The organism is Pseudomonas sp. NPDC087626 (assembly GCF_044743405.1).
Taxonomy (GTDB): domain Bacteria; phylum Pseudomonadota; class Gammaproteobacteria; order Pseudomonadales; family Pseudomonadaceae; genus Aquipseudomonas.
In genome coordinates this window covers 64,167-88,603 of sequence record NZ_JBIUWJ010000004.1, presented here as the reverse complement: position 1 = coordinate 88,603, position 24,437 = coordinate 64,167, and the positions used below count along the sequence as shown (strand labels likewise).

Sequence of the window (24,437 nt, the reverse complement as noted above, 5' to 3'; positions counted from 1 at the left end):
TCCGCAACTCTGCGAGTCTCTCTCGCTCCTGCAAAGTGTGTAGCTGTGTCCTATGAAAACCCCTGTGTGGTTCCCTCAGAGTTTCTTCTCCCGCACCCTCTGGCTGGTGCTGATCGTCGTGCTTTTTTCCAAGGCGCTGACCCTGGTTTATCTATTGATGAACGAGGACGTGCTGGTGGATCGTCAGTACAGCCACGGTGTCGCCCTGACACTGCGCGCGTACTGGGCCGCCGACGAAACCAACCGAGCTGAAATTGCCGACTCCGTCGGATTGATCCGTGTGGTCGGCGCTGGCGTGCCCGACGGTGAGCAGCATTGGCCCTACAGTGAAATCTACCAACGGCAGATGCAGGCCGAACTGGGCGGCGACACCGAAGTGCGCCTGCGCATGCACGCACCGCCAGCGCTCTGGGTGCGGGCGCCGAGCCTGGGAGATGGCTGGCTGAAAGTGCCGCTGTACCCGCATCCGCTGCGGGGCCAGAAAATCTGGAGCGTGCTGGGTTGGTTCCTCGCCATCGGACTGTTATCCACCGCCTCGGCGTGGATCTTCGTCAGCCAACTCAACCAGCCCCTCAAGCGCCTGGTGGATGCCGCGCGGCAACTGGGGCAGGGCCGCAGCGTGCGGCTGCCGATCAGCGACACGCCCAGCGAGATGGCCGAAGTGTATCGGGCCTTCAACCAGATGGCCGAGGATGTCGAGCAGGCAGGGCGTGAGCGTGAGTTGATGCTGGCGGGGGTGTCCCATGACCTGCGTACGCCCCTGACCCGCTTGCGCCTGTCGCTGGAGCTGATGGGCGGCCACAACGACCTGACGGACGACATGGTGCGCGACATCGAGGACATGGACGCGATTCTCGACCAGTTCCTGGCATTCATTCGTGATGGTCGCGACGAGTCGGTGGAGGAGGTCGACCTGAGCGACCTGGTGCGTGAAGTGGCGGCGCCCTACAACCAGAACGAAGAACGCGTGCGCCTGCGCCTGGAGCCGATCCAACCGTTTCCGCTGCGTCGGGTATCGATGAAGCGCCTGCTGAACAACCTGATCGGCAACGCCTTGCATCACGCTGGTAGCGATGTCGAGGTGGCGGCTTACGTCTCGGGGGATGTCAGCGCTCCGTACGTGGTGCTGAGTGTCATGGATCGCGGGGCCGGTATCGATCCGGCGGAGCTGGAGGCGATCTTCAACCCGTTCACCCGCGGCGACCGTGCCCGGGGCGGCAAGGGCACCGGGTTGGGGTTGGCCATCGTCAAGCGGATTGCTTCGATGCATGGCGGCAATGTCGAGCTGCGCAACCGCTCCGGTGGTGGCCTGGAGGCGCGGGTGCGGTTGCCGTTGGGGTTGATGTTGCCTCGGGATGCGGTATAGGCGCAGCTGCGAGCTATGAGCTGCGAGCTGCGAGCTGCGAGCTACAAGCTACAAGAGGATCTATGTTGCTCCTCTCTTGCCGCTTGAAGCTTGAAGCTTGAAGCTCGCCGCTCGCCGCTCGCCGCTGCCCTCACCCCTTCCCTTTGGTCCGGGTCATGTTCGGTCCACCGTTCTTCTCCAGATGCTGGATGATCATCCCCGCCACGTCCTTGCTGGTGGTGGTTTCGATCCCTTCCAGGCCCGGTGAGGAGTTCACTTCCATCACCAGCGGTCCGTGGTTGGAGCGCAGGATGTCGACGCCGGCCACCGCCAGGCCCATGACCTTGGCCGCGCGCAGTGCCGTCATGCGTTCTTCCGGGGTGATCTTGATCAGGCTGGCGCTGCCGCCACGATGCAGGTTGGAGCGGAACTCGCCCGGCTTGGCCTGACGCTTCATCGCCGCAATCACCTTGTCGCCGACCACGAAGCAGCGGATGTCCGCGCCACCGGCTTCCTTGATGTATTCCTGGACCATGATGTTCTGCTTGAGACCCATGAACGCCTCGATCACCGACTCGGCGGCGGTCGCTGTTTCGCATAGCACCACGCCGATGCCCTGCGTCCCTTCCAGCACTTTGATCACCAGGGGCGCGCCATTGACCATGTCGATCAAGTCAGGGATGTCGTCCGGCGAGTGGGCAAAACCGGTGACCGGCAGGCCGATGCCACGGCGTGACAGCAACTGCAACGAGCGCAGTTTGTCCCGCGAGCGGGCAATCGCCACCGACTCGTTGAGCGGGAACACGCCCATCATTTCGAACTGGCGCAACACCGCGCAACCATAAAAGGTCACCGACGCGCCGATCCGCGGGATCACGGCGTCGAACCCTTCCAGGGGTTTGCCGCGGTAGTGGATCTGCGGCTTATGGCTGGCAATGTTCATATAGGCGCGCAGGGTATCGATCACCACCATCTCATGGCCGCGTTCGGTCCCGGCTTCAACCAAACGACGAGTGGAATACAGACGCGGGTTCCGCGACAGCACAGCGATCTTCATGCAACACCTGTGGAGGAGAGAGTGGACACCGGGAACACCGGCTTGTCTTGAACGTACTTGATGCCGGGATTGACCACCAACTGGCCGTCGATCAGGGCCTTGGAGCCGAGGAGCAAGCGATAACGCATGGACTTGCGGCAGGCGAGGGTGAACTCGACTCGCCAGACCCGATCACCGAGTGCCAGGGTGGTGCTGATCACGTAGCGCACCTGCGCGTGACCATTGGAGCTCTTGATGGTTTTTCGTGTCACCAGCGGCGCTTCACAGCGACGGTGGCGCAACTGCACCACCGTGCCCAGGTGTGCGGTAAACCGCACCCACTTCTCGCCATCGCGCTCGAACGGCTCGATCTCGGTGGCGTGCAGGCTGGAGGTGCTGGCACCGGTGTCGATTTTCGCACGCAGGCCCGCAACTCCCAGATCAGGGAGCGCCACCCACTCGCGCAGACCGACAACGGTCAAATGGTCAAATGTCTTCAAATGTGCTCAACCGGTGAGATACCCGCTCGCACCGCAACGCGGTCGAATGGGCGGTATTCACGCAGAATAGTGGTTAAAAGGCGACAGATATCTACAGCCCGGATTGCCGCTCCTCGGATGCGGCCTGAGGAGGTGGGGCATTGTATGCTGCGGCGGTGAAATTCATGGCATGACAGAAACGGTAGTACAGTTCAGAAATATTTCAGAATGAGGAAAACCCATGGCACAAAAAAGCGAAGAGGACGACAAAGTCCGTCTCGATAAGTGGTTGTGGGCGGCGCGCTTTTACAAAACCCGCGCGCTGGCCAAGGCCGCCATCGAGAGTGGCAAGGTGCATTGTCGAGGTGAGCGCTGCAAGCCAGGCAAGGAGCCGCGTGTCGGTGATGAGTTACAGATCCGCATCGGATTTGAAGAACGCACGGTGGTGGTTCAGGCGCTATCGATTGTTCGGCGCGGCGCCCCAGAGGCCCAGGCGCTGTACGCGGAGACCGACGCCAGTATCGTCAAGCGCGAGAATGCCGCGGCACTGCGCAAGGCCGGCGCCCTGAGTGTCACTACCGACGGCAAGCCGAGCAAGAAACAGCGCCGTGACCTGTTCAAGTTTCACGGCAGCAGCCACGAATAGCGGACCAGGGATCGCCACCTGCAGGTGGCGATCCTTGCGGCGATGATTCAATCAGTTGGTAGGTACATTTCGCACTACGCTCATCCGCGAAACCACCGGCAACTGGCCCAGTAACTTGAAAAGTGGCGCGGTCAGCCGCATAAAGAACTCCGACGCCCTGGCAGCGAACGGCGTGTAGTAACCCCAGCCTAATGCCCAGACCGCCAGCAGCATACCGCCGATGTAATCGTCCTGGCCCCAGTGGGCGCCAGCTACCAGGCGCGGCAGCATGAACAGCAGGGCCAAGCTCCAGACCGTCAGCCATTGCCCCAGGGTACGGCTGAACAGGCTCATGAACAGTGCCCAGATAATCAGCACCGAGGCATGGTCCCCGGGAAAGCTCTGGCTGGAACGGTCCTTGAGCTCCCAGGTCTTTTCCAGGCCCGGGAAGTAGTCGCTCATCTGCACCGCGCCGGCAATCACCATCGACGGGCTCTGGTGCTGCCAGCCCAGGTGCGCGGCGACTTTGGAGAACAGGGTACGGATCACCAGCATCAGCAACAGAATGGCGAAGAAGCCAAAAAAAGCGCGGCGCACATCGCCGGCCCTGAACACCCAGTTGCCGCGAATCAGCAGCGCCAGCAGGATCACCCCGACCACCGCGTCAAAGGGTCTCAGGCTGGCAACCGCCCAGATGTGCAGCCAGGTCGGATTGGTCGCCAGGGGGTCATTGAGTAAATGAAAAAGCCACTCGTCGAAAATCACACACAGCATCTGCCCCGCGGGCCATAACCAGAAGCCCAGCAGGGCCAGCGGGACTAAATTACACAGCGTCAATCGGCCGAGGTCCCACCTTGCTTGGAACAGACTCGGATTGTTCATAAAATGCCTCCCATGGCGATAAATCACGCACCAAAATAGTGCGAGAAGCTGATTTTCGGCCCTTGCACACATTTTGTCATCACTTCAGATACCCAGACCTATGACTGATCTACCGGATACCGACTACACCCAGCGCTTCATTTTTGATGACAGCGATACCCGTGGCGAACTGGTTGCGCTGGAGCGCAGCTATGCCGAAGTCCTCGCCAAGCACCCCTACCCGGAGCCGGTGGCGCAGATGCTTGGCGAGCTGATGGCGGCTGCGTCGCTGTTGGTCGGCACCTTGAAGTTCGATGGTTTGCTGATCCTTCAGGCGCGTTCCGAAGGCCCGGTGCCACTCTTGATGATCGAGTGCTCGAGCGAGCGGGAAATCCGTGGCCTGGCGCGTTACGAAGCTGATCAGATCGCCCCTGATGCGACCCTGGCGGACATGATGCCCAATGGCGTCCTGGCACTGACTGTCGACCCGACCCAGGGCCAGCGGTATCAGGGCATCGTCGATCTTGATGGTGCGACCCTGTCGGAATGCTTCACTAATTACTTCGTCATGTCCCAGCAGGTTGGTACCCGCTTCTGGCTGCATGCCGATGGCCGTCGGGCTCGTGGTCTGCTGCTGCAGCAACTGCCGGCCGACCGCCTGAAAGACGACGAAGAACGTGCCGCCAGTTGGCAGCACATCACGGCGCTGGGTGGCACCTTGACTGCCGATGAACTGCTCAGCCTGGACAACGAAACCGTGCTGCACCGTCTCTACCACGAAGAGCAGGTGCGCCTGTTTGATGTGCAGAAATTGCGCTTTCGTTGCAGCTGTTCCCGCGAGCGTTCCGGCAACGCCCTGGTCAGCCTCGGCCTGGAAGATGCCCAGGCGTTGGTCGTCGAACATGGCGGCAATATCGAGATCGATTGCCAGTTCTGCAACCAGCGCTACCTGTTCGACTCGGCCGATATCGGCCAATTGTTCGCCGGTGCGGGTGTGGATACGCCGTCAGATACTCGTCACTAAAACGTTTCAGCGCAGGTAAATTCACTGCTTTGTTCCGGATTAACGCCGTACTGACGGGAGGACCCTACTCTTTTCAGGCTTTTCTGGCATAATCCGGCCCACTTTTTTCGCGGTAGTAGTGCGGGACTTTCTACTACAAAACGTTCGGAGCACTCGGCCACTGGCCGACGGGGAACCTCATGACGCAAGCCAATAACGCCGTATACACCGATCTGAGTGTTGACGATCTGGTCAAAGAAGCCCTGCAGCGCGGTGAAGGCGTGCTTGCCGATACTGGCGCGCTGGTCGTAGAAACCGGTCACCGCACCGGTCGTTCGCCGGTCGACCGTTTCATCGTTGAAGAGCCGTCCACCCAGGCAGCCATTGCCTGGGGCCCGATCAATCGCAAGTTCCCGGCCGACAAGTTCGATGCCCTGTGGGCTCGCGTCGAGGCTTTCAACAACGCGCAAGAGCATTTCGTTTCCCACGTTCACGTTGGTGCTGCCCAAGACCACTACCTGGCCGTGAAAATGACCACCCAGACTGCCTGGCAGAATCTGTTCGGTCGTTGCCTGTTCATCAACCCGGCCCAGTACAACCCGGCCGGTCGTGAAGAATGGCAAGTGCTCAACGTGGCCAACTTCGAGTGCGTGCCAGAGCGCGACGGCACCAACTCCGACGGTTGCGTGATCCTCAACTTCGCACAGAAGAAAGTACTGATCGCCGGCATGCGTTACGCCGGTGAAATGAAGAAAGCCATGTTCTCGGTACAGAACTTCCTGCTGCCGGCCGCTGACGTGCTGCCAATGCACTGCGCCGCCAACATCGGCGAAGAAGGCGACGTGACCCTGTTCTTCGGTCTGTCGGGCACCGGCAAAACCACCCTGTCGGCCGACGAAAGCCGTTACCTGATCGGTGACGACGAACACGGCTGGGGTGAAGGCGTGGTGTTCAACATCGAAGGCGGTTGCTATGCCAAGTGCATCGACCTGTCCGAGAAGAACGAGCCGGTTATCTGGAAAGCCATCAAGCACGGTGCAGTCCTGGAAAACGTCGTGATCGACGACGCCAAGCACGCCGACTACGCCGATGTCAGCCTGACCCAGAACAGCCGCGCCGCGTACCCGCTGGAGCACGTTGCCAAGCGTTCCGAGCAGAACCTGGGTGGCGAGCCAAACGCTGTGATCTTCCTGACCTGCGACCTGACCGGCGTTCTGCCGCCAGTGTCGATCCTCAACGAAGAACAAGCGGCCTACCACTTCCTGTCCGGCTACACCGCTCTGGTGGGCTCGACTGACCTGGGTTCGGGCAGCGGCATCAAGTCGACCTTCTCCACCTGCTTCGGCGCACCGTTCTTCCCGCGTCCGGCTGGCGAATACGCAGAGCTGCTGATCAAGCGCATCCGCGGCTTCGGTTCCAAGGTCTACCTGGTCAACACCGGCTGGACCGGCGGCGGCTACGGCGTCGGCAAGCGTTTCAACATCCCGACTACCCGTGCGGTGATCGCAGCGATCCAGAGCGGCGCTCTGATCGGCACCGAGACCGAGCACCTGGACACCGTCAACCTCGACGTGCCAGTGGCCGTACCGGGCGTTGAGACTGGCCTGTTGAACCCACGCAACACCTGGGCTGACAAAGCCGCCTACGACGAAGCTGCCAAGGCCCTGGCCGGCCTGTTCATCGAGAACTTCAAGAAGTTCGACGTGAGCGACGCCATCAAGGCTGCAGGTCCTAAGCTGTAAGTGTTGGTCTGATGCAAACAAAGCCGCCCCTCGGGGCGGCTTTTTTGTGCCTGTGATTGAAGCGCTGCACAATCAGCGAATATCCAGGTAGCTGGACTGCTCAAACACCAGGCTCGCACTCAGCCCTGCCTTCGGCTGCAGGGTCGGACCCTGGACCGTAGAGAAGGCGGTGCCTTTGCTGCCATGGGAGACGTAACGCTCGCCCTGTTCCTGCTCGGTGATGTAGGTATAGGACTCTTTGCGCATGCGTACGTAATCGGCCTCGGCTTGTTCGATGGCATTGTGGTGGTTCTGCAGATCGGCAGTCGACAGCTGGAGCATCTTGTCGAGCTTAACGCCCCAGCGGGTCAGGCAGCGCTCGGCGAAGTGGCGAACGATCAGGCCGGGTTCCGGCAATTGTTTCGGACCACGGGTACCCTTGAGGGAAGCGTTGCCGGCCAAGGTGCCGTGGCGGCCGGCCATGGGGTAGATATGGGTCCTGGTGCTGTTGTGAGTCTGCGGGATAACGCAGCAAAACCATTTGGAGCGTTCGTCGCGGGCAAAAAAGCCAACATACTCTTTGACGTTGGCGCCAAGTGTCACCCGCTCAGGCTGAAAATTCAGGGGGCCGGGAACAGGGTCGACGGCAAAGATATTCACCGGTACCTGCTTCAGTTCAGGATCATCGAGCATCATGTTGGCCAACATGTGACAACTTACCGCGCCGCGACTCCAGCCAACAAGATTGACAGTGGTCGGGATAATACCGTCCTTGCGGAACATTTTGATTATTTGTTCCTGTAACTCCTGTTGGCTTACCGGACGTTTGCCGTAATTGTACTTGCGCCAGAACCATGAGCCGACTTTTTTGACCTCTTCAATGGGAATGCCGGCAGCTTTCAGGCGATTATATTCTTCTTCGCTTAGTTCGAGGCGTTGCCAGGAACTCTGGCCCTTGATGAGTTGCAGGGCGTGCTTGACGTTTTCTGCCCAGCCACTGCCGAACAGGCTTCCGGCCACGCCGTATTCTTTGGACTTGTAGAACATTTCGTCGGCTTGCAAGTTGCTGGTGCCGGGGCCGTCGATTACTGCCCATTCGGCAAACTCTCGACTAAGTTCGTGGCTGGCCAGGGTGGAAACAAGTTCGCCGTTCCAGTACGTATCATTCGTAGCGTCGAATTTAGTCGAGCCGGTTCCGCAGAAATATACAGTTAATGTGGTCATTGGGGGCTGCCTTAATATTTTTAATGAATAGGCAGGTTAGGTTTGAATAGCTAAGTATGGAAGGCACTTAGTGTTGCTGGGTTTTAGTGTGTGTGGATAACTTCAAGTTTGTTTTGGCATGCGCTGTTGCATGACTTCAAGCAAGTCACTGCCGTCTTGAATCAATAGATATAACGCGTTGACGATATGCGAAATATCCTTGACGTCCGCCTGGTTGAAACACAGGCAGTAAAAGGTTTCCAGCAAGTTGCTGGCGGCGCGGATGCGTTGTTGAGCCGCGTCGAGCAGAGCCTGGGGAGTGGCGTGGGTGTCGATGACCAGTACCGGGGTATCGCCGGCGGCAGAGCTCAGCCGACGATAGCGCTCGAAAAACGGAGTTAAGGTGCTCATGGGCAAGGTTCCGGTAGGCATATACGAAATCGCTCGGTAAGGGGCGGTTGCGCCTTGCTGCAAACTATAGGGAGTGCTGGCAAGGCGCAGCAAGATGGCCTGCATGGACGGCTGTTGTAGGGGAATTACACGACGATCGGAAGCTGGCCTACAGGCGTTTCGCGGTTTTTTTGGGCGGATGGCCAAGACGCGGATTTCCCCCGTGTTGGGTAGGTTTGACGCTTGGCGTGACGGCGTCAGCTCGACAAAACTGAGTAGGATGTTTCGCATTGAAATGCACGATTCGCGAGCGTTGCAGAGTCGCGGGTCATGGGACGTTCTCCCTGTATCATTCCGTATCTTTTTATCCCCGACCTTTTCTCGACGTGCTGCACTCGCCCGCTAGGCTTTTGGCATTGCCGCCGTCAATGGAGTGACCGCTCATGCACAACACCCTCGAACAGGTCTTCGGTTATCCACAGTTTCGTCCCGGCCAGGCGGCGGCGATCAGTGCAGTGCTGGCGGGGCGCTCGGCAGCGGCGATTTTCCCCACCGGCTCCGGCAAGTCCTTGTGTTACCAGTTGCCGGCCTTGCTGTTGCCCCACCTGACGCTGGTGGTCTCGCCGCTGCTGGCGCTGATGCAGGATCAACTGGCATTCCTGCAACGGCACGGTATCGCCGCAGCCAGTATCGATTCGGCCCAGAGCCGTGATGACGCCAACGAGGTGATGGCGCGGGCGCGCAGCGGCGAGTTGAAGATCCTGATGATTTCCGTGGAGCGCCTGAAGAACGAGCGTTTTCGCAATTTTCTGCAGCAGGTGCCGATCTCGCTGCTGGTGGTGGACGAGGCACACTGCATTTCCGAGTGGGGTCATAACTTTCGCCCGGACTACCTGAAGCTGCCGGACTACCAGCGCCAGTTCAACATCCCCCAGGCCCTGTTGCTGACCGCCACCGCGACGCCCAAGGTCATCGCCGACATGCAGGCCAGGTTTGCCATTGCTCCGGATGATGTGGTCACCACCGGCTTCTATCGGGCCAACCTCAATTTGCTGGTGGAGCCGGTGCGTGGCCAGGACAAGCGTCGGCGCCTGGTGCAATGGCTGGGCGAACGGGCCGGGCAGCCCAGCATCGTCTACGTGACCCTGCAGAAAACCGCCGAACAGATCGCCCAGCACCTGAGCCAGCAAGGGCTTGCGGCCGAGGCCTATCACGCCGGTCTACCCCATGATCAGCGCGAAGCGATTCAACGCCGGTTCATGGGCGGCCAGTCCAATTGCATTGTCGCCACCATCGCCTTTGGCATGGGGATCGACAAGAGCGACATCCGCAATGTGGTGCATTTCGACCTGCCCAAATCCATCGAAAACTACAGCCAGGAAATCGGTCGCGCCGGACGAGACGGTGAACCCTCCGACTGCCTGGTACTGGCCAATCGTGACAGCCTCAACGTGCTGGAAAACTTCGTTTATGGCGACACCCCGGAGCTCGATGGCATCCGCTGTGTGCTCGATGAGCTGCAAGCGTGCGCGCCGGAGGGGCAATGGGAGTTTTTGCTGGGGCCGCTGGCCGATCACAGCAACATTCGTCAGTTGCCGCTCAAGACCCTCCTGGTTCAACTGGAACTCAAGCGCCTGATCGCCCCGCGGTACGCCTATTTCGCCGAGTACCGGTTCAAGTTTGTACTGGAACCTGAAGCGCTGTTGGCACGTTTTACCGGCGAGCGCCGGGACTTTGTCGAAGCCATCATCCAGACCTCAAGCCGCGCGCGAACTTGGGTCACGGTCGATTTCGACGCGCTGTACCTGCGGCACCGGGCTGAGCGCAACCGGGTGGTCAAGGCCCTGGATTACTTCCAGGAGCAAGGCTGGATCGAGCTGGAAAGCAAGCAGACGACCGAGGTCTACAGCCTGCTCCAGAGCGACTTCGATGGGCAGGCGTTGAGCCTGGACCTGCATGCGTATTTCACCCGGCACGAACGCACGGAAGTCGCGCGGATCCACGCCATGCTCGATCTGTTCGCCACCGAACACTGCCTGGGGTATCGCCTGGCGCAGTATTTCGGTGATAACAACGCGCCTCGGCAATGTGGGCATTGCTCGGTCTGCCATGGTCAGGTTGCCCGTCTGCCGGCGCCCCCCGAATTGCCGGCACTGGCGGATAAAAACTTCGAGGCCCTGTGCGGCGACTTTATCCGCAGGCACCAGGGCTTCAACGCTCAGGTGCCGAGCGCGGATCGGCTGACGCGGTTTTTGTGTGGCATCAGCATGCCGCTGTTTACCAAGCTCAAGGCCCGATCAATTCCCGGCTTTGCGGCGTTGGAGGCTTACCCTTACGCCGAGGTGCGCAGTTGGGCCGAGCACCATCTATCTGTAGGAACATCCATCTGCTGAATGTCGCCCATCAGCGTAATTGACTTCAAAAAGGCTGGCCGGCTGACTATGGTGATCGCTGTCTAAGGATCGCCAACAAGAGAGCAAACAATGAGCCAGACGCCATTCCAGATTCAGCGTGCCGCCGTGATCGGCGCAGGCACCATGGGCCGTGGCATCGTCATGTGCCTGGCCAATGCCGGGGTGCCGGTGCAGTGGGTCGACAACAATCCGCAGATGCTCGACCAGGCGCTGACGGCCATCGCCCAGACCTGGGCGCACAACGTGCGCCAGGGCCGTATCGACCAGGCCGAGGCGGATGCGCGCATCGCCAGGGTCACGGCCGCTGCGGACTACGCGGCGATCAGCGAGGTGGACCTGGTGATCGAGGCGGTCTACGAAAATCTCGAGCTCAAGCAGCAGATCTTTCGCCAGCTCGACGCGCTGCTCAAGCCCCAGGCAATCCTGGCCAGTAATACCTCGGCCCTGGACATCGACGCCATTGCCGCGGTCACCCAGCGTCCACAGCAGGTGCTGGGCCTGCACTTCTTCAGCCCGGCGCACATCATGAAACTGCTGGAAATCGTCCGTGGTGCGCACACCGCCCCGGCGGTACTGCAGGCAGCCAAGGTCCTGGGCGAACGCATGGGCAAGGTCAGTGTGGTGGCGGGTAACTGCTTCGGCTTTATCGGTAACCGGATGCTCAATACCTATGTGCTCGAGGCGCGCAAAATGTTGCTCGAGGGTGCATTCCCTTACCAGGTCGATGCCGCGCTGCAGGGCTTCGGTTTTGCCATGGGACCGTTTCGTATGTACGACGTGGTCGGTATCGATCTCGGCTGGCGCGCCCGCGAGTTGGCCGGTGTCGGCCAGGATGAGGATGAAATCCAGGTGGATAACCGCCTGTGCGAGCAAGGACGTTTCGGCCAGAAGAGCGGCAACGGCTACTACCACTACGAGCCGGGCAGCCGCCAGGCCGAGCACGATCCTGAGGTCGATGCGCAGGTCTTGCGGGTCAGTGAGCAGCTCGGTTATCAACGCCGCGAGATCGGCACTGAAGAGATCCTCGAGCGCTGCCTGCTGGCATTGGTCAACGAGGGGGCCAAGATTCTCCAGGAAGGCATTGCCGAATCCGCGCGGGACATCGATCTGGTTTACCTGAACGGCTACGGGTTCCCGGCGGACAAGGGCGGGCCGATGGCATGGGCGGACCAGCAAGGGTTGGCCGCGATCGAGGCGCGATTGTTGCGCCTGGAGGCGGAGCAGGGCGCCTTGTGGAAGCCTGCCAAGATCATCCGCCAGCTGGCCGCCAATGGCGGACAGCTGGCGCAGTACCAGGCTGACTGAGCCCCGCTGCAGCCACTACACTGCCAGCCCCTTTGCACGAGAAACCTCATGACTGACCGCATGCCCCAACGCGCCGACTACCGGCACTTCCAGCCGATCATTACTCGCTGGCACGACAACGATGTGTATGGCCATGTGAACAATGTGACCTACTACAGCTTCTTCGACACGGCGGTGAACACCTACCTGATCGAGGTCGGTGGCCTGGATATCCATGACGGCGAAGTGGTCGGGTTTGTGGTGAGTTCGGCGTGCGATTATTTCGCCTCGATTGCGTTCCCCGAGCGCATCGACATCGGCCTGCGGGTCGGCAAGTTGGGCAACAGTTCGGTGCAGTACGAACTGGCTGTGTTCAAGGCCGGAGAGGAGGATGCCTGTGCGGCCGGGCGCTTTGTCCACGTGTTTGTCGATCGGGCTTCGAACCAACCGGTGACCATCCCTGCCGGGCTGCGTGAGGCGTTGGAGCGATTGCTGGCCTGAAACGAAAAATCGCAGCCCGAGGGCTGCGATTCTTTTACGCGGGATTTGCGTGATGCGACGGGGTCAGTCGCGATAATGCTTGTGCTTGCGGTGGCCATAGGCATGGCCACGGCCAGGGTGACCATTACGGTAATAGCGACGGTCATCGCGACCACCGCGGTAGCGACGATCATCACGATCGTCACGGTCGTCGTCATAGCTTTTATTACCCATGTAGTTACCCAGCGCACCACCGGCACCGCCGCCGGCTGCTGCGCCGATCAGGCTGCCCGAGGTACCGCCGACGCTGCGACCGACCACGTTGCCGCCGGCTGCGCCCAGCGCACCGCCGATCGCGGCTTCGCCACGGCTGCGTTTGTCGGCGCCCACCGCACTACCACCAGCACCGCCCAGTGCTGCACCAATGGTTGAGCCAGTGCTGCCGCCCAGTGACTGACCGACGACTGAGCCAAGAACCCCGCCCAATGCGCCGCCCACACCGGCTTCGGTGGTGCCTCCAGCTGACGCGACGCCACTGATCAGGCCAAGGGACAACAAGAGAATCGAGGAGAACTTCATAGAGGAGCCTCAGAGGGATGACGCCGCGATCCTGAGGCTGTGACAGGTTGGTTACAATCGAAATCCGACGAGTAACACGACCTTCGCACATTTTGCTAAGTTGTTGTTTTTGCTGCGGAACTTAATTGAATTTTGCAGGTCTTTAGTTACTTGAGACAGGCCGCTTTGCTAACAAAGCGGCCTTTTTTGTGGGCGTTGGTTAAGCGCAGGCGGCCGACAATTCGACGCCAGGCTTCAGGCCGACCTGGCCTTGATCAAGCCACTGGCACTCGCCGCTTCCAGGCGGATCGCGACAAACTTGGACGTCGGGGTGTGACTGCCATCCCCGGTGCTTTCCAGCGGCACCAAGGGGTTCACTTCCGGGTAATACGCCGCCGCTTGTCCGGCGGGTATATCGAATGCCAACAAGGTGAAGCCCTTCACCCGACGCTCGCGGCCATCATCCCAGATCGACACGATGTCAGCCTTCTGCCCTGGCTTGAAGCCCAGGCGGATGATGTCGGCTTCGTTGACGAACAGCACATCGCGCTGGCCCTTGACCCCACGATAACGGTCATCAAGGCCGTAGATGGTGGTGTTGTACTGATCGTGGGAGCGCATGGACTGCATGATCAAGTCTGGCAACTTCCCGGTGGCCCTGGTGCGTTCGTGCACCAGGTCGAGCGGCAAGGCATTGGCGCGGAAGTTGGCGCGGCCTGACGGGGTGTTCCAGCGCCGTTCGCCGGCGCTGTTGCCCAGGTAGAAACCGCCCGGGTGCTCGATCTTCTGGTTGAAGTCCTTGAAGCCCGGAATGGTGTCGGCGATCAACTCGCGAATGCGTCGGTAGTCGGCCACCAGCCAGTTCCAGTCCACGGGAGCGCTGCCCAGGGTAGCTGCGGCGATGCCGGCGACGATCGACGGCTCGGAGCGCATCAGCCTGGACAGCGGATTCAACTGGCCATTGGAGGCGTGGACCATGCTGAACGAATCTTCCACGGTCACCGCTTGCGCCCCTTCGGTCTGCAGGTCGATGTCGGTACGGCCCAGGCACGGCAGGATCAAGGCGGCTTTACCGTGGGCCAGGTGGCTGCGGTTGAGCTTGGTGCTGATCTGCACGGTGAGGTCGCAGTTGCTCAGGGCCTGGAAGGTCCGTGGGCTGTCCGGCGTGGCTTGGGCAAAGTTGCCGCCCAGGCCGATAAAGACTTTCGAGCGACCTTCGAGCATCGCGTGGATGGCTTCGACCACGTTGTGGCCATTGTCGCGTGGCACCTTGAACTGGAAGCGCCGCTCCAGCGCATCGAGGAACGCCACCGGTGGCCGTTCGTTGATGCCCATGGTCCGGTCGCCTTGCACGTTACTGTGGCCACGCACCGGGCACAGGCCCGCGCCCGGGCGCCCGATGTTGCCGCGCAGCAGCATCAGGTTGGCGATTTCCTGGATGGTCGGCACCGAGTGGCGGTGCTGGGTGATGCCCATGGCCCAGCACATGATCACGTTCTTGCCGGCCGCGTACATGCGCGCGGCTTGCTCGACTTCTTCCAGGTTCAACCCGGACTGTTCGACGATCTGCTCCCACGGGGTGTCGTCGATCTGGCTCAGATAGTCGAGGATGTTGACCGTGTGCTCGTTGAGGAAGTCATGGTCGAACACCGAAGGCGCGCCGCTGCCCTGCGCTTCGCGTTCCCACTGCAGGAGGAACTTGGCCATGCCGCGCAACAACGCCATGTCGCCACCCAGCGCCGGGCGCAGATAGGCGGTGTTGGTCGGCTTGTCGCCGTTGGTGAGCATTTCGATCGGGTGCTGCGGGTGCTGGAAGCGCTCCAGGCCACGCTCCTTGAGCGGGTTGATGCAGACCACCTGGGCACCGCGCTTGACCGCTTCACGCAGCGGCTCGAGCATCCGTGGATGGTTGGTCCCGGGGTTCTGGCCCCAGACGAAAATCGCGTCGGCATGTTCGAAATCATCGAAGGTCACCGTGCCTTTGCCCACCCCGACACTCTGCGCCAGCGCTACGCCACTGGCTTCGTGGCACATGTTCGAGCAATCCGGGAAGTTGTTGGTGCCGAATGCGCGGACAAACAGTTGGTACAGATAGGCTGCTTCATTGCTGGCACGGCCCGAGGTGTAGAACTCGGCCTGGTCAGGGCTCGCCAGGTTTTGCAGGTGCTGGCCGATCAGCGCGAACGCGGCCTCCCAGCTGATTGGCTGGTAACGATCGGTCTCGGCGTTGTAGCTCATCGGCTCGGTCAGGCGACCCTGGTATTCGAGCCAGTAGTCGCTCTGCTCCAGCAATGCGCTGACGCTGTGCTTGGCGAAAAACGCCGCGTCGACCCGGCGCTTGGTGGCCTCCCAGTTGACCGCCTTGGCGCCGTTTTCGCAGAACTTGACCATGCCGCTTTCCGGCGAATCGCCCCAGGCACAGCCCGGGCAGTCGAACCCGCCGTTCTGGTTGGTCTTGAGCATCATGCGGATGTTTTTCAGCGCGTTGTCGCTGGTCAACCACGCCTGGGCGACACTGATCAGCGCGCCCCAGCCACCGGCTGGGCCCTTGTAGGGCTTGTAGCGTGGAGTGGGTGTCTGGTCGGCTTGATGATGAGTGCTCACGCTTGATTCTCCATCGCAGGGCTATACACCCGCGGCGCACTTTTGTGCGGCAAGTGGATGAGATTGAGGTTGTGCCGGCGCGCCCACTGCAGGGCAAGGCCGGTGGGCGACGACAGGCTGACCAGGGTCTGGATCCCGGCGCGCAGGGCTTTCTGGATCAGTTCCAGGCTGCAGCGACTGGTGACAATCGCCACCCCGCCCGCCGTCGGGATGTCCTGCCGGACCAGGGCGCCGATCAGCTTGTCGAGGGCGTTGTGCCGGCCGATGTCTTCGCGGCCCAGCAGCAACTCGCCCTGGTTATTCATGAACACCGCCGCGTGCACCGCCCCGCAGTGCTGCCCCAGGGGTTGGAAGGCATTGATGCGCTGGCGCAAGCCCTCCAGCCATTCGGCCGGCGGCAGGGGCGCACCAGGTAAGACGGCGAGCTGCGGCAGGGCCTGCTCCACGGCCTCGACGCCACACAGCCCGCAGCCGCTGGTACCGGCCAGTTGCCGACGCTGCTGCTTGAGGTTCCAGAACGCACGGCTGGCAATATTGACCTGGGCGTACTGCGCAGAGCCCGAGCCGCTGAGTTGCATGTCGTAGATATCGCTCAGGTCACTGACGATCCCGCTGCCCAGGCTGAAGCCGACGATAAAGTCTTCGAGATCGGTCGGGGTCACCAGCATCACTGCCTGACTGATGCCGTTGTAGGCAATCGCCAGCGCGACCTCTTCAGCCAGTGCGGTGCTGGCGCTGGCACTGAGGTCGAGGTTGCAATACTGATAGCTCTGACTGGCGGCGGGCGCGGGCGTGTCGAGGGCGGGCGCCGCGCAGGTCGGGCGCTTGGCGTTCATGGGGCTGTACCGGCGGGTTATCCAGCTTTAAGCCTAGGCGCGGCAAAGTGTCGCGTCTAATCGCTAATACTGATCTACCGATAGATGGCGTCGATCAAGAGCCGGCTTGTGATCTCTGATAAATCGCAAAACAGGCTTCCGCCAGGGCTGAGCGCGGTGCGCTGCGGCGCATGATCAGCCCCAGGCGGCCAAGGGTTTGCGCGTTTGCAATCGGCTGCAGGCGCAGGTGTTCGGTCAAGGCTTCCAGGCCACCTTCCAGGGGCATGATGGCGCAACACAGGCCACCGTGGACGGCCTGCAACAATTGATGAACGGCATCGGTCTGCAGCAACGGTTGTGGGCTGAGGCCCCGGCTGTGGAAATTGTGGTCGATGGACTGGCGAAAGTGCATGCCGCTGGTGAGCATGCCCAGTGGCAACTCGATCAGCGCCTCCCAGCTCAAGGGCGTCTCGCCGAAGGTGAAGAAACGCTGGTCATATAGCAGGCCCATGCGGGTTTCGCTGAAGGCCAGCGAGTCGAAGCGCTCGCCATCCAGGCGCTCGAGATAGGACACACCCAAGTCCAGGCGGTTGTTCGCCAGTTGTTCGAGGATTTGCTCGGAGCTCAGGGCCGACAGCTCGAAGCGCAGGTTCGGGTGTTCGCCGTGCAACTGGTGCAAGAGCGGCAGCGGATCGAAACTCGACAGCGGCACCACCCCCAGGCGCAGTGTGCCGACCAGGTTACCGCGACAGGCCGCAGCTTCCGCGTACAGGCCGTCATAGGCGGCCAGCACGGTGCGCGCCCAGGCCAGCACCCGCTCACCGGGGGCGGTAAAACCTTCGAAACGCTGGCCGCGATTGACCAGCGGCAGGTCCAGCTCTTCTTCCAGGCTGCGCAAGCGCATCGACAGGGTGGGCTGGGTGATGTGGCAGCGCGCGGCGGCCTGGCCGAAATGGCGGGTTTCGTCGAGGGCGATGAGGAATTTCAGCTGTTTGATGTCCATCTTCATTCCTGGGCGCGGTGAGGGACGGATTCTAGCGGTTGGGTTGCCGTGCGTCATTGGTCGGTTGGGAACCGCGTTGCGCAGAGTTGGTCTAGTCTTTCGCGACCGGACCTATTAAACCCAAGGAGAGTGCACCATGAGTCTTTTGAGCTTTGTGAAAGAAGCAGGCGAAAAACTGCTGGATCTGCTGACACCGGGTAACGCCAATGCGAGCGAGCAGTTGAAGGATCACATCGCGAAGGTCGGCCTGGGCAACCCGAATGTGCAGGCCACGGTGGATGGCGACAAGGTGACTGTAACGGGCGAAGTCAGCAGTCAGGAAGAGAAAGAGAAGATCCTCCTGGCGGTGGGCAACATTGCCGGCGTCGGCAGTGTCGATGACCAGATCACGGTGAGCGGGCCAGTGGTGGCCGCTGCACGCTTTGTAGTAGTGAAGAAGGGTGACACCCTCAGCGCGATTTCCCTGGCGGTGTATGGTTCGGCCAACCAGTACAACAAAATCTTCGAGGCCAACAAGCCGCTGTTGTCGCACCCGGACAAAATCTACCCGGGCCAGACGTTGCGTATTCCTGAGTAACCCTCAAGCCCGCTCCCACAGGGTTGATGCGCGCCCTGTGGGAGCGAACCTGCTCGCGATGCAGGCGACCAGGTCTAAAGCCCCGCAATAAGCTCTTGATAATCCCCCACCGCGGCAAACTCGGCAGTGTCCTTGGGCCCTTTGCGGCTATCCGGCACGCTGACGGCCAGTAGATGCGCCACACCAAAATCCCGCGCACTGCGCAGGATCGGCAAGGTGTCATCGATGAACAAGCTGCGGCTTGGGTCGAAGCCGATGTCGGCCTGCAACGCATCCCAGAACTGTCGGCTCTCCTTGGGGAAGCCATAGTCGTGGGAGCTGATCAAACGCTCGAAGTAGGGCGCCAACTCGATCCTTTCCAGTTTCAGCGACAGCGAATCGCGGTGGGCGTTGGTAATCAGGATGACCCGCTTGCCGGCCTGCTTGATCGCCGCCAGAAAGGTATCGGCATCCGGGCGCAGGGCGATCAGGTGAGCGGTTTCCAGCTTCAACTCGCGCACGGGCAAGCGCAGTTCGCTGCTCCAGAAATCCAGGCAATACCATTGCAACTGACCGGCGTTGCGCTCGAACAACGGCTGCATTTCCAGCTCGGCCATGGCCCGGCTGATGCCGTGCAATTCGGCGTAGCGCTGGGGCAGGTGTTCCATCCAGAAATGGTTGTCGTAGTGCAGGTCCAGCAGCGTGCCGTCCATATCCAGCAGAACGGTATCGATGTCGCGCCAGGGCAGTGTGGGCATTGCAGGCTTCTCCAGCGGGAAACAGATATCCGGCATAAACAATCAGGAAAGGCCGGGTATAGTAACCCGTTCACGCCAAGGAGCCGCTATGCGCCAAAAACCCGAAGTCCTAGCCCGCGAGATCGTCGCCACCAGCCGCCTGTTTTGCGTGGAAGAGGTGCAACTGCGTTTCTCCAATGGCGTGGAGCGCACCTATGAGCGATTGGTCGGCAAGGGCGCCGGGTATGGCGCAGTGATGATTGTGGCGATGCTCGATGCCGACCATGCAGTACTGGTCGAAGAGTATTGCGGTGGTACCGATGCCTATGAGATGTCCTTGCCCAAGGGCCTGATCGAGCCGGGCGAGGATGTGCTGGCCGCTGCCGAGCGCGAGCTCAAGGAGGAGGCCGGTTTTGGCGCGCGGCAACTGGAGCACCTGACCGAGCTGTCGCTGTCGCCCGGTTACATGAGCCAGAAAATCCAGGTGGTGCTGGCCACCGAGCTCTACGAAGAGCGCCTGGAAGGAGACGAGCCGGAGCCGATGCGGGTTGACCGGGTCAATCTGCGCGAGCTGGCAGCGCTGGCGCAAAACCCGCAGTTCACCGAAGGCCGGGCCTTGGCGGCGCTGTACCTGGCCCGCGACCTGCTGACCCAGCGCGGAGCGTTCCAGCCATGAGAGATCTACCCCAGGCACACCCGTTGCTGGCGTCGGTGGTCGAGCTGGCGCTGCAGGCTGGCGAGGCGATCCTGCCGTTCTGGCGCACCGGTACCGAGGTGATGACCAAGACCGACGATTCGCCGGTCACCGCCGCCGACCTGGCGGCGCACCATGTGATTCTCGCGGGCCTGACGGCGCTTGATCCGAGCATCCCGGTGCTCTCGGAAGAAGACGCCAATATCCCGCAAGCCGTGCGTGCTGGCTGGCAGCGCTGGTGGCTGGTGGACCCGCTGGACGGCACCAAGGAGTTCATCGCCGGCAGTGAAGAATTCACCGTCAACATCGCGCTGATCGAGCAGGGGCGCGTGGTGTTTGGGGTGGTGTCGATGCCGACCAATGGCCGCTGCTATTTCGGCGGTGCGGGGCTCGGCGCCTGGCGTGCCGACAAAGACAGCGCCGCGCTACCGATCCAGGTCCGCCAGGCGCCGGGGGCAGGCGAAGCCTTTACCGTGGTTGCCAGCCGCCGCCATTCCAGCCCGGAACAAGAGCGTTTGCTGGCGGGCTTGAGTGCCAGCCTGGGTGAGTTGCAGTTGGCGAATATCGGCAGCTCGCTGAAGTTCTGCCTGCTGGCCGAAGGCGCGGCGGATTGCTACCCGCGATTGGCGCCAACGTCCCAGTGGGATACCGCGGCAGCGCAAGGCGTGCTCGAAGGCGCGGGCGGCGAAGTGCTGGAGCTGAGCGGTGTGCCCTTCACCTACCCAGCCCGGGAATCCTTACTCAACAGCTTCTTCCTGGCCTTGCCGGCCAAGGCCTCGTGGCGGCAAAAGCTGCTGGAACTGGCTCGGGCCTGAACCAGCACCACTGCTCATGTTCTTCAGCGGTGCAACACATACTGCCCGCTGAAGGTCACCGCATCGTCATTGCTGTCGGCGTTGACGATGCGCGTTTGCAGGGTCAGGCGAGCCCGGCCATAACGCTGGTACATGGCCAGGAACTTGTTCCACACCGCCGCACTCGGTGCCGCGCAAATGGCAATCCCGTCGGTGGTCACCGGCAGCGGATAGCTGATGTGCCCTTCCTGGATCACGATGTGCCCGTCCTCGATGCCGGCTTCGCGCAGGCGCAGGTGCAACCAGCCCCAGCCGGCCAGCACGGCGGCGCAGTACAGGCTGCCACCGAACATGGTGCTCTTGTGGTTGACGTTGGCTGCCAGCGGTAGCTGCAGGCGCAACTGCCCGGACTGCCAATCGAGCACCTTGAGGCCCATGTCCCGCGTCAGGGGGATGTCGTGGTGCAGGATCGATTCCAGGTAACGACTGTCGTGGTTCATGCGTGGGCCTCATGGTGGGTTGCCGGGATCACAGCTGGCGGGCTGTGGCTCAATCGAGCTCCTCGCCGCTGTTGTGGGCGCCGGCGGCGTCGGCGAAGTTCAGGCCGTGTTTGCGCAGTTTGTCATGCAGGGTCTTGCGCGGCACTCCCAGGGCTTCGGCGACGCTGCGCAGGGAGCTGTGGGAGCGTGCCAGTTCGGCGGCGATCAGGTTCTTCTCGAAACTTTCCACCTGCTCGCTGAGGTTGCCGCTGGGTTCGGCAGTCAGCGACACGGGACTGCCACCGTCGGCAGTGGAGTCGAGCGCCAGTTCCAGGCCGAGGGCAAAACGTTCGGCGGCATTCTGCAGCTCGCGCACATTGCCCGGCCAGCGATGGCGCAGCAGCAACGCACGTTGCCCCGGGAGCAATTCGTGGGGCGCCAGGCCATGGCGTTCGCTGGCTTCATCGGCAAAGTGCTGGAACATCATCAGAGCATCTTCGCCGCGTTCGCGCAGGGGTGGAATGCGCAGGGGTGCGACGTTCAGGCGGTAGTACAGGTCGGCGCGAAAGCGCCCCTGGTCGGCCGATTGGCGCAGGTCTTCCTTGGTCGCGGCAATGATGCGGATGTCCAGCGGGATCAACTGATTGCCCCCCAGCCGCTCTACTACCCGCTCTTGCAGCAGACGTAGGAGCTTGACCTGCACGTCCAGGCTCATGCTCTCGATTTCATCGAGGAACAGCGTGCCGCCATTGGCGAATTCGAACTTGCCGATGCGTCGTTTCTGCGCCCCGGTGAACGCCCCCGGTTCGTGGCCAAACAGTTCGCTTTCGACCACCGACTCGGCCAATGCACCGGCGTTGATCGCGACGAAGGGGCCGTTGCGGCGGTTCGACAAGTCGTGCAGGGCGCGGGCCACCACTTCCTTGCCGGCGCCGGTCTCGCCGAGGATCAGCACATCGGCCTTGGTCGGGGCCAGCGCACCGATCTGCTCGCGCAGGCGCAGCATCGACGGCGAGTGACCGATCAACCGCGTGCTCAGTTCATTCCGATCGCTCAGGGCCAGGCGCAGGCTGCGGTTTTCCAGGACCAGGCGGCGCAGGGCCAGGGCCCGGCGCACGCTGTCGAGCAGTGCATCGCTGGCGAAGGGTTTTTCGAGGAAGTCATAGGCACCGGCGCGCATCGCCTGCACCGCCAAAGGCACGTCGCCGTGACCGGTAATCAGCAAGACTGGCAGCTCCGGGTCCTGGGCGTGCAGTTCGGCCAACAGCTCCAGGCCGTCCATGCCGGGCATGCGTATGTCGCTGACCACCACGCCGGGCCAGTCGCGCTCCAGGCGCGCGGCCAGGCCCTGGGCTTGCGCCAGCGGCAGAATCTTCAGCCCGGCCAGGTCCAGCGTTTGGCTCAGCGCCTGGCGCAGGTGCGGATCGTCGTCGATCAGTACCACTTCAATCCGATTGTCGATCAGGTTGCTCATTCACTGCGGTCCTCGGACGGTTGCAGGCTTACACCGGGTGCGCCAGCGCGCAGCCGCAGGGTGATCAGGGCGCCGCCTTCCTTGTGGTTGGCGAACGACAGTTCACCGCCGAAGGCGCGCATCAGGGTTTCGCAGATGGCCAGCCCCAGGCCAAGCCCCTGGGTGCGGGTCTTGGTGGTGTAGAACGGCTCGCTGGCGCGGCCCAGGGCTTCCATGCAGAACCCCGGGCCATTATCGCGAATGTACAGATTGACGCCCTCGGCGGTGGTTTCGGCACTCAACCAGAGTTTGCGCGGTGGACCTTTTTCGGTAAGGGCATCGAGCGCGTTGGCCAGCAGGTTGCCCAGCACCTGGCGCAGGCGGGTTTCGCCGGCCTCGACCCACAGCGCGGCGGCCGGCAGGTCGCGGATCAGCTCCACTTCCATGCTGCGGCGACGCTTGGCCAGCAACGCCAGGGCATCGTCCAGCGCCGGTTGCAGGGCGACGCTTTCCGGGGCATGGCGGTCGCGTCGGGCAAAGGCGCGCAGGTGGGCGATGATCGAGGCCATGCGCCCGGTCAGTTCGCTGATCAGCTTGAGGTTGCCGCGGGCATCGTCGGTGCGTTGATGATCGAGCAGCACCTCGGCGTTCTCGGCGTAGCTGCGGATCGCCGCCAGCGGTTGATTGAGTTCGTGGCTGATGCTCGCCGACATGGTGCCCAGCGCCGAGAGTTTGCCGGCCTGCACCAGGTCGTCCTGGGCGCGGACCAATTCCTGTTGCGCCTGCTCACGCTCCAGCACTTCTTCCCGGAGCCTACGGTTGAGGCCTTCCAGGTCACTGGTGCGCTCGGCCACCCGGACTTCCAGTTCACGCCGGGTCTTGGCTTCGAAGTCGATGCGCTGCAGATAGTGGCGCCGGCGCTGCATCATCAGCCCCAGCAGCAACATCAGCACCAGCAGCGTCGCGCCGCCGATGGCCAGCACCGTGCGCACGGGGCGGTCGATCAGGGTCCTGGGCGCAAGAATGCTGACGCGCCAGCCGGTTTCATCGATCTGCTGGGTCTGGGTCAACCAGGCGTTCTGGTCGATCTGCAACGGTCGTGGATCGAGGGTCGGGTAGGGCTGCACGGCAGCGATGGCGGTGCGTTCGTCTTCCGTCAGCGGCCGGCTTGCACGGAAGCGCCAGTCCGCCCGCGAGGTGAGGATGACCACGCCATTGTGATCGGTTACCAGCAGTTGCTCCGGAGTCTTGCCCCACAGGCTTTCGGTGTGGTCGAGGTCGACCTTGATCACCAGCACGCCGAGTATTTCCTCGCCGTCGCGCACTGCAGCTGCGAAGTAATAACCACGCTTGGTGGAGGTGGTGCCCAGGCCGAAAAAGCGTCCGAGGCGACCCTGCATGGCTTCGCTGAAGTAAGGGCGGAAGGCGAAGTTGCGGCCGATGAAGCTGTCCTGTTTGTCCCAGTTCGACGCGGCCAGCGTGTTGCCGCGCACGTCCATCAGGTACATGACCTCGGCCCCGGTCTGGGCGCTGATGTTTTTCAGGAAACGGTTGGCGTTGCCCTGGGTCACGCCATCGTCCGGCGCCCCGAGGACGGCGCGCAAGGCGGGCAGATCGCCGAGGATCTGCGGCAACACTTCGTAGCGGTGCAGGGTGCCCAGCAGGTTGGCGACGTACAGGTCCAGGGTCTGGCGGTTCTGTCCGGCCAGTTCGCTGCGGTAATAACGCTCGGCCAGGTGCTCCAGCGGCCACAGCAAGGGAGCCAGGCACAGGGCAAGCAAGGCCAGGCTGCGCCAACGGGGTCTGCGGGGGAGGGCTGGAGTCATGGGCATCGGGCATCGCCTGGGGGTACCGCTGCATTATGCCTAGGCTTGCGCGGCGAGACACTCGCGCAACGCGTTCC

Annotated in this window: 23 protein-coding genes; 10 read left to right on the top strand and 13 right to left on the bottom strand. The window is 62.0% G+C overall.

Annotated features, from left to right (window positions below; genetic code table 11):
- Positions 1-52 precede the first annotated feature (52 nt).
- Positions 53-1,366: an ATP-binding protein gene (locus tag ACIOVD_RS05145; protein WP_095167474.1), complete on the top strand. Its 1,314-nt coding sequence runs from the start codon at positions 53-55 to the stop codon at positions 1,364-1,366.
- 130 nt (positions 1,367-1,496) lie between these two features.
- Here ACIOVD_RS05145 and rimK read toward each other — a convergent pair whose 3' ends face one another.
- Together rimK and ACIOVD_RS05135 are read right to left on the bottom strand one after the other, a co-directional pair.
- Complete coding sequence (gene rimK / locus ACIOVD_RS05140) at positions 1,497-2,402, bottom strand: 30S ribosomal protein S6--L-glutamate ligase (RefSeq protein ID WP_095167472.1); 906 nt, start codon at positions 2,400-2,402, stop codon at positions 1,497-1,499.
- Positions 2,399-2,821, bottom strand: a complete 423-nt coding sequence (locus ACIOVD_RS05135) for an ATP-dependent zinc protease (protein ID WP_237234996.1) — start codon at positions 2,819-2,821, stop codon at positions 2,399-2,401. The genes rimK and ACIOVD_RS05135 overlap by 4 nt, the downstream gene beginning before the upstream one ends.
- A 280-nt stretch (positions 2,822-3,101) precedes the next feature.
- Between ACIOVD_RS05135 and ACIOVD_RS05130 the strand changes: the two genes are divergently transcribed.
- Positions 3,102-3,506: an RNA-binding S4 domain-containing protein gene (locus tag ACIOVD_RS05130; RefSeq protein WP_159993136.1), complete on the top strand. Its 405-nt coding sequence runs from the start codon at positions 3,102-3,104 to the stop codon at positions 3,504-3,506.
- Between the two features lie 51 nt (positions 3,507-3,557).
- Here ACIOVD_RS05130 and ACIOVD_RS05125 read toward each other — a convergent pair whose 3' ends face one another.
- Complete coding sequence (locus ACIOVD_RS05125; protein WP_401126459.1) at positions 3,558-4,367, bottom strand: phosphatase PAP2 family protein; 810 nt, start codon at positions 4,365-4,367, stop codon at positions 3,558-3,560.
- Positions 4,368-4,467: 100 nt separating this feature from the next.
- Between ACIOVD_RS05125 and hslO the strand changes: the two genes are divergently transcribed.
- Together hslO and ACIOVD_RS05115 are read left to right on the top strand one after the other, a co-directional pair.
- The gene (gene hslO / locus ACIOVD_RS05120; protein WP_095167464.1) at positions 4,468-5,370 is read left to right on the top strand and encodes an Hsp33 family molecular chaperone HslO; all 903 of its coding nucleotides are present in this window, start codon (positions 4,468-4,470) and stop codon (positions 5,368-5,370) included.
- Positions 5,371-5,549: 179 nt separating this feature from the next.
- Entirely contained in the window at positions 5,550-7,091 is a 1,542-nt protein-coding gene (locus tag ACIOVD_RS05115; protein ID WP_401126456.1) for a phosphoenolpyruvate carboxykinase, read from the top strand.
- 72 nt (positions 7,092-7,163) lie between these two features.
- On the opposite strand, the gene ACIOVD_RS05110 is transcribed toward ACIOVD_RS05115, so the two are convergent.
- Positions 7,164-8,294 (bottom strand): hypothetical protein, encoded by a 1,131-nt coding sequence (locus ACIOVD_RS05110; protein ID WP_401126454.1) that lies wholly within the window; start codon positions 8,292-8,294, stop codon positions 7,164-7,166.
- A 102-nt stretch (positions 8,295-8,396) separates the two neighbouring features.
- Positions 8,397-8,684, bottom strand: a complete 288-nt coding sequence (locus ACIOVD_RS05105) for a hypothetical protein (protein WP_095167457.1) — start codon at positions 8,682-8,684, stop codon at positions 8,397-8,399.
- 422 nt (positions 8,685-9,106) lie between these two features.
- On the opposite strand from ACIOVD_RS05105, the gene ACIOVD_RS05100 reads away from it, so the two are divergent.
- The 3 genes from ACIOVD_RS05100 to ACIOVD_RS05090 all read left to right on the top strand — a co-directional run bounded on the left by ACIOVD_RS05100 (position 9,107) and on the right by ACIOVD_RS05090 (position 12,862).
- On the top strand, positions 9,107-11,056 hold the full coding sequence (locus ACIOVD_RS05100) for an ATP-dependent DNA helicase RecQ (protein WP_401126452.1): 1,950 nt from the start codon (positions 9,107-9,109) through the stop codon (positions 11,054-11,056).
- A gap of 90 nt (positions 11,057-11,146) precedes the next feature.
- Positions 11,147-12,382 carry a 3-hydroxyacyl-CoA dehydrogenase NAD-binding domain-containing protein gene (locus ACIOVD_RS05095; protein WP_401126450.1) on the top strand — a complete coding sequence of 412 codons (1,236 nt, stop codon included), beginning with the start codon at positions 11,147-11,149 and terminating at the stop codon, positions 12,380-12,382.
- 48 nt (positions 12,383-12,430) lie between these two features.
- On the top strand, positions 12,431-12,862 hold the full coding sequence (locus tag ACIOVD_RS05090) for a thioesterase family protein (RefSeq protein ID WP_095167452.1): 432 nt from the start codon (positions 12,431-12,433) through the stop codon (positions 12,860-12,862).
- A 63-nt stretch (positions 12,863-12,925) separates the two neighbouring features.
- Here the strand turns inward: ACIOVD_RS05090 and ACIOVD_RS05085 are convergent, their stop codons facing one another.
- From ACIOVD_RS05085 to ACIOVD_RS05070, 4 genes are all read right to left on the bottom strand, one after another.
- Entirely contained in the window at positions 12,926-13,420 is a 495-nt protein-coding gene (locus ACIOVD_RS05085) for a glycine zipper domain-containing protein (RefSeq protein ID WP_095167450.1), read from the bottom strand.
- A gap of 234 nt (positions 13,421-13,654) precedes the next feature.
- Positions 13,655-16,003: an FdhF/YdeP family oxidoreductase gene (locus tag ACIOVD_RS05080; protein WP_401126447.1), complete on the bottom strand. Its 2,349-nt coding sequence runs from the start codon at positions 16,001-16,003 to the stop codon at positions 13,655-13,657.
- Entirely contained in the window at positions 16,000-16,839 is an 840-nt protein-coding gene (fdhD, locus tag ACIOVD_RS05075; RefSeq protein WP_095167447.1) for a formate dehydrogenase accessory sulfurtransferase FdhD, read from the bottom strand. Before fdhD ends, ACIOVD_RS05080 begins: the two co-directional genes overlap by 4 nt.
- A gap of 94 nt (positions 16,840-16,933) precedes the next feature.
- Positions 16,934-17,821 (bottom strand): LysR family transcriptional regulator, encoded by an 888-nt coding sequence (locus ACIOVD_RS05070; RefSeq protein WP_320333419.1) that lies wholly within the window; start codon positions 17,819-17,821, stop codon positions 16,934-16,936.
- Between the two features lie 136 nt (positions 17,822-17,957).
- Between ACIOVD_RS05070 and lysM the strand changes: the two genes are divergently transcribed.
- Positions 17,958-18,398, top strand: coding sequence for a peptidoglycan-binding protein LysM (gene lysM / locus ACIOVD_RS05065; protein WP_159993154.1), 441 nt, complete (start codon positions 17,958-17,960; stop codon positions 18,396-18,398).
- A 74-nt stretch (positions 18,399-18,472) separates the two neighbouring features.
- Here the strand turns inward: lysM and yrfG are convergent, their stop codons facing one another.
- Entirely contained in the window at positions 18,473-19,135 is a 663-nt protein-coding gene (yrfG, locus tag ACIOVD_RS05060; RefSeq protein ID WP_095167441.1) for a GMP/IMP nucleotidase, read from the bottom strand.
- A gap of 88 nt (positions 19,136-19,223) precedes the next feature.
- On the opposite strand from yrfG, the gene nudE reads away from it, so the two are divergent.
- The gene (gene nudE, locus ACIOVD_RS05055) at positions 19,224-19,790 is read left to right on the top strand and encodes an ADP compounds hydrolase NudE (RefSeq protein WP_095167439.1); all 567 of its coding nucleotides are present in this window, start codon (positions 19,224-19,226) and stop codon (positions 19,788-19,790) included.
- Positions 19,787-20,623, top strand: coding sequence for a 3'(2'),5'-bisphosphate nucleotidase CysQ (cysQ, locus tag ACIOVD_RS05050; protein ID WP_320333421.1), 837 nt, complete (start codon positions 19,787-19,789; stop codon positions 20,621-20,623). Before nudE ends, cysQ begins: the two co-directional genes overlap by 4 nt.
- Before the next feature lie 23 nt (positions 20,624-20,646).
- Here the strand turns inward: cysQ and ACIOVD_RS05045 are convergent, their stop codons facing one another.
- Genes ACIOVD_RS05045 through ACIOVD_RS05035 form a run of 3 tightly spaced genes read right to left on the bottom strand, consistent with a single transcriptional unit; the run spans position 20,647 to position 24,360 of the window.
- Complete coding sequence (locus ACIOVD_RS05045; protein WP_095167435.1) at positions 20,647-21,102, bottom strand: YiiD C-terminal domain-containing protein; 456 nt, start codon at positions 21,100-21,102, stop codon at positions 20,647-20,649.
- Positions 21,103-21,151: 49 nt separating this feature from the next.
- On the bottom strand, positions 21,152-22,555 hold the full coding sequence (locus tag ACIOVD_RS05040; RefSeq protein WP_401126443.1) for a sigma-54-dependent transcriptional regulator: 1,404 nt from the start codon (positions 22,553-22,555) through the stop codon (positions 21,152-21,154).
- Entirely contained in the window at positions 22,552-24,360 is a 1,809-nt protein-coding gene (locus ACIOVD_RS05035) for an ATP-binding protein (RefSeq protein WP_320334520.1), read from the bottom strand. The genes ACIOVD_RS05040 and ACIOVD_RS05035 overlap by 4 nt, the downstream gene beginning before the upstream one ends.
- Positions 24,361-24,437: the final 77 nt, after the last annotated feature.

Excerpts from the sequence above, each read along its gene's own strand:
- ACIOVD_RS05145 (WP_095167474.1), top strand. The coding sequence starts at position 53 with ATGAAAACCCCTGTGTGGTTCCCTCAGAGTTTCTTCTCCCGCACCCTC.
- rimK (WP_095167472.1), bottom strand. The coding sequence starts at position 2,402 with ATGAAGATCGCTGTGCTGTCGCGGAACCCGCGTCTGTATTCCACTCGT.
- ACIOVD_RS05130 (WP_159993136.1), top strand. The coding sequence starts at position 3,102 with ATGGCACAAAAAAGCGAAGAGGACGACAAAGTCCGTCTCGATAAGTGG.
- ACIOVD_RS05125 (WP_401126459.1), bottom strand. The coding sequence starts at position 4,367 with ATGAACAATCCGAGTCTGTTCCAAGCAAGGTGGGACCTCGGCCGATTG.
- hslO (WP_095167464.1), top strand. The coding sequence starts at position 4,468 with ATGACTGATCTACCGGATACCGACTACACCCAGCGCTTCATTTTTGAT.
- ACIOVD_RS05115 (WP_401126456.1), top strand. The coding sequence starts at position 5,550 with ATGACGCAAGCCAATAACGCCGTATACACCGATCTGAGTGTTGACGAT.
- ACIOVD_RS05110 (WP_401126454.1), bottom strand. The coding sequence starts at position 8,294 with ATGACCACATTAACTGTATATTTCTGCGGAACCGGCTCGACTAAATTC.
- ACIOVD_RS05105 (WP_095167457.1), bottom strand. The coding sequence starts at position 8,684 with ATGAGCACCTTAACTCCGTTTTTCGAGCGCTATCGTCGGCTGAGCTCT.
- ACIOVD_RS05100 (WP_401126452.1), top strand. The coding sequence starts at position 9,107 with ATGCACAACACCCTCGAACAGGTCTTCGGTTATCCACAGTTTCGTCCC.
- ACIOVD_RS05095 (WP_401126450.1), top strand. The coding sequence starts at position 11,147 with ATGAGCCAGACGCCATTCCAGATTCAGCGTGCCGCCGTGATCGGCGCA.
- ACIOVD_RS05090 (WP_095167452.1), top strand. The coding sequence starts at position 12,431 with ATGACTGACCGCATGCCCCAACGCGCCGACTACCGGCACTTCCAGCCG.
- ACIOVD_RS05085 (WP_095167450.1), bottom strand. The coding sequence starts at position 13,420 with ATGAAGTTCTCCTCGATTCTCTTGTTGTCCCTTGGCCTGATCAGTGGC.
- fdhD (WP_095167447.1), bottom strand. The coding sequence starts at position 16,839 with ATGAACGCCAAGCGCCCGACCTGCGCGGCGCCCGCCCTCGACACGCCC.
- ACIOVD_RS05070 (WP_320333419.1), bottom strand. The coding sequence starts at position 17,821 with ATGGACATCAAACAGCTGAAATTCCTCATCGCCCTCGACGAAACCCGC.
- lysM (WP_159993154.1), top strand. The coding sequence starts at position 17,958 with ATGAGTCTTTTGAGCTTTGTGAAAGAAGCAGGCGAAAAACTGCTGGAT.
- yrfG (WP_095167441.1), bottom strand. The coding sequence starts at position 19,135 with ATGCCCACACTGCCCTGGCGCGACATCGATACCGTTCTGCTGGATATG.
- nudE (WP_095167439.1), top strand. The coding sequence starts at position 19,224 with ATGCGCCAAAAACCCGAAGTCCTAGCCCGCGAGATCGTCGCCACCAGC.
- cysQ (WP_320333421.1), top strand. The coding sequence starts at position 19,787 with ATGAGAGATCTACCCCAGGCACACCCGTTGCTGGCGTCGGTGGTCGAG.
- ACIOVD_RS05045 (WP_095167435.1), bottom strand. The coding sequence starts at position 21,102 with ATGAACCACGACAGTCGTTACCTGGAATCGATCCTGCACCACGACATC.
- ACIOVD_RS05040 (WP_401126443.1), bottom strand. The coding sequence starts at position 22,555 with ATGAGCAACCTGATCGACAATCGGATTGAAGTGGTACTGATCGACGAC.
- ACIOVD_RS05035 (WP_320334520.1), bottom strand. The coding sequence starts at position 24,360 with ATGACTCCAGCCCTCCCCCGCAGACCCCGTTGGCGCAGCCTGGCCTTG.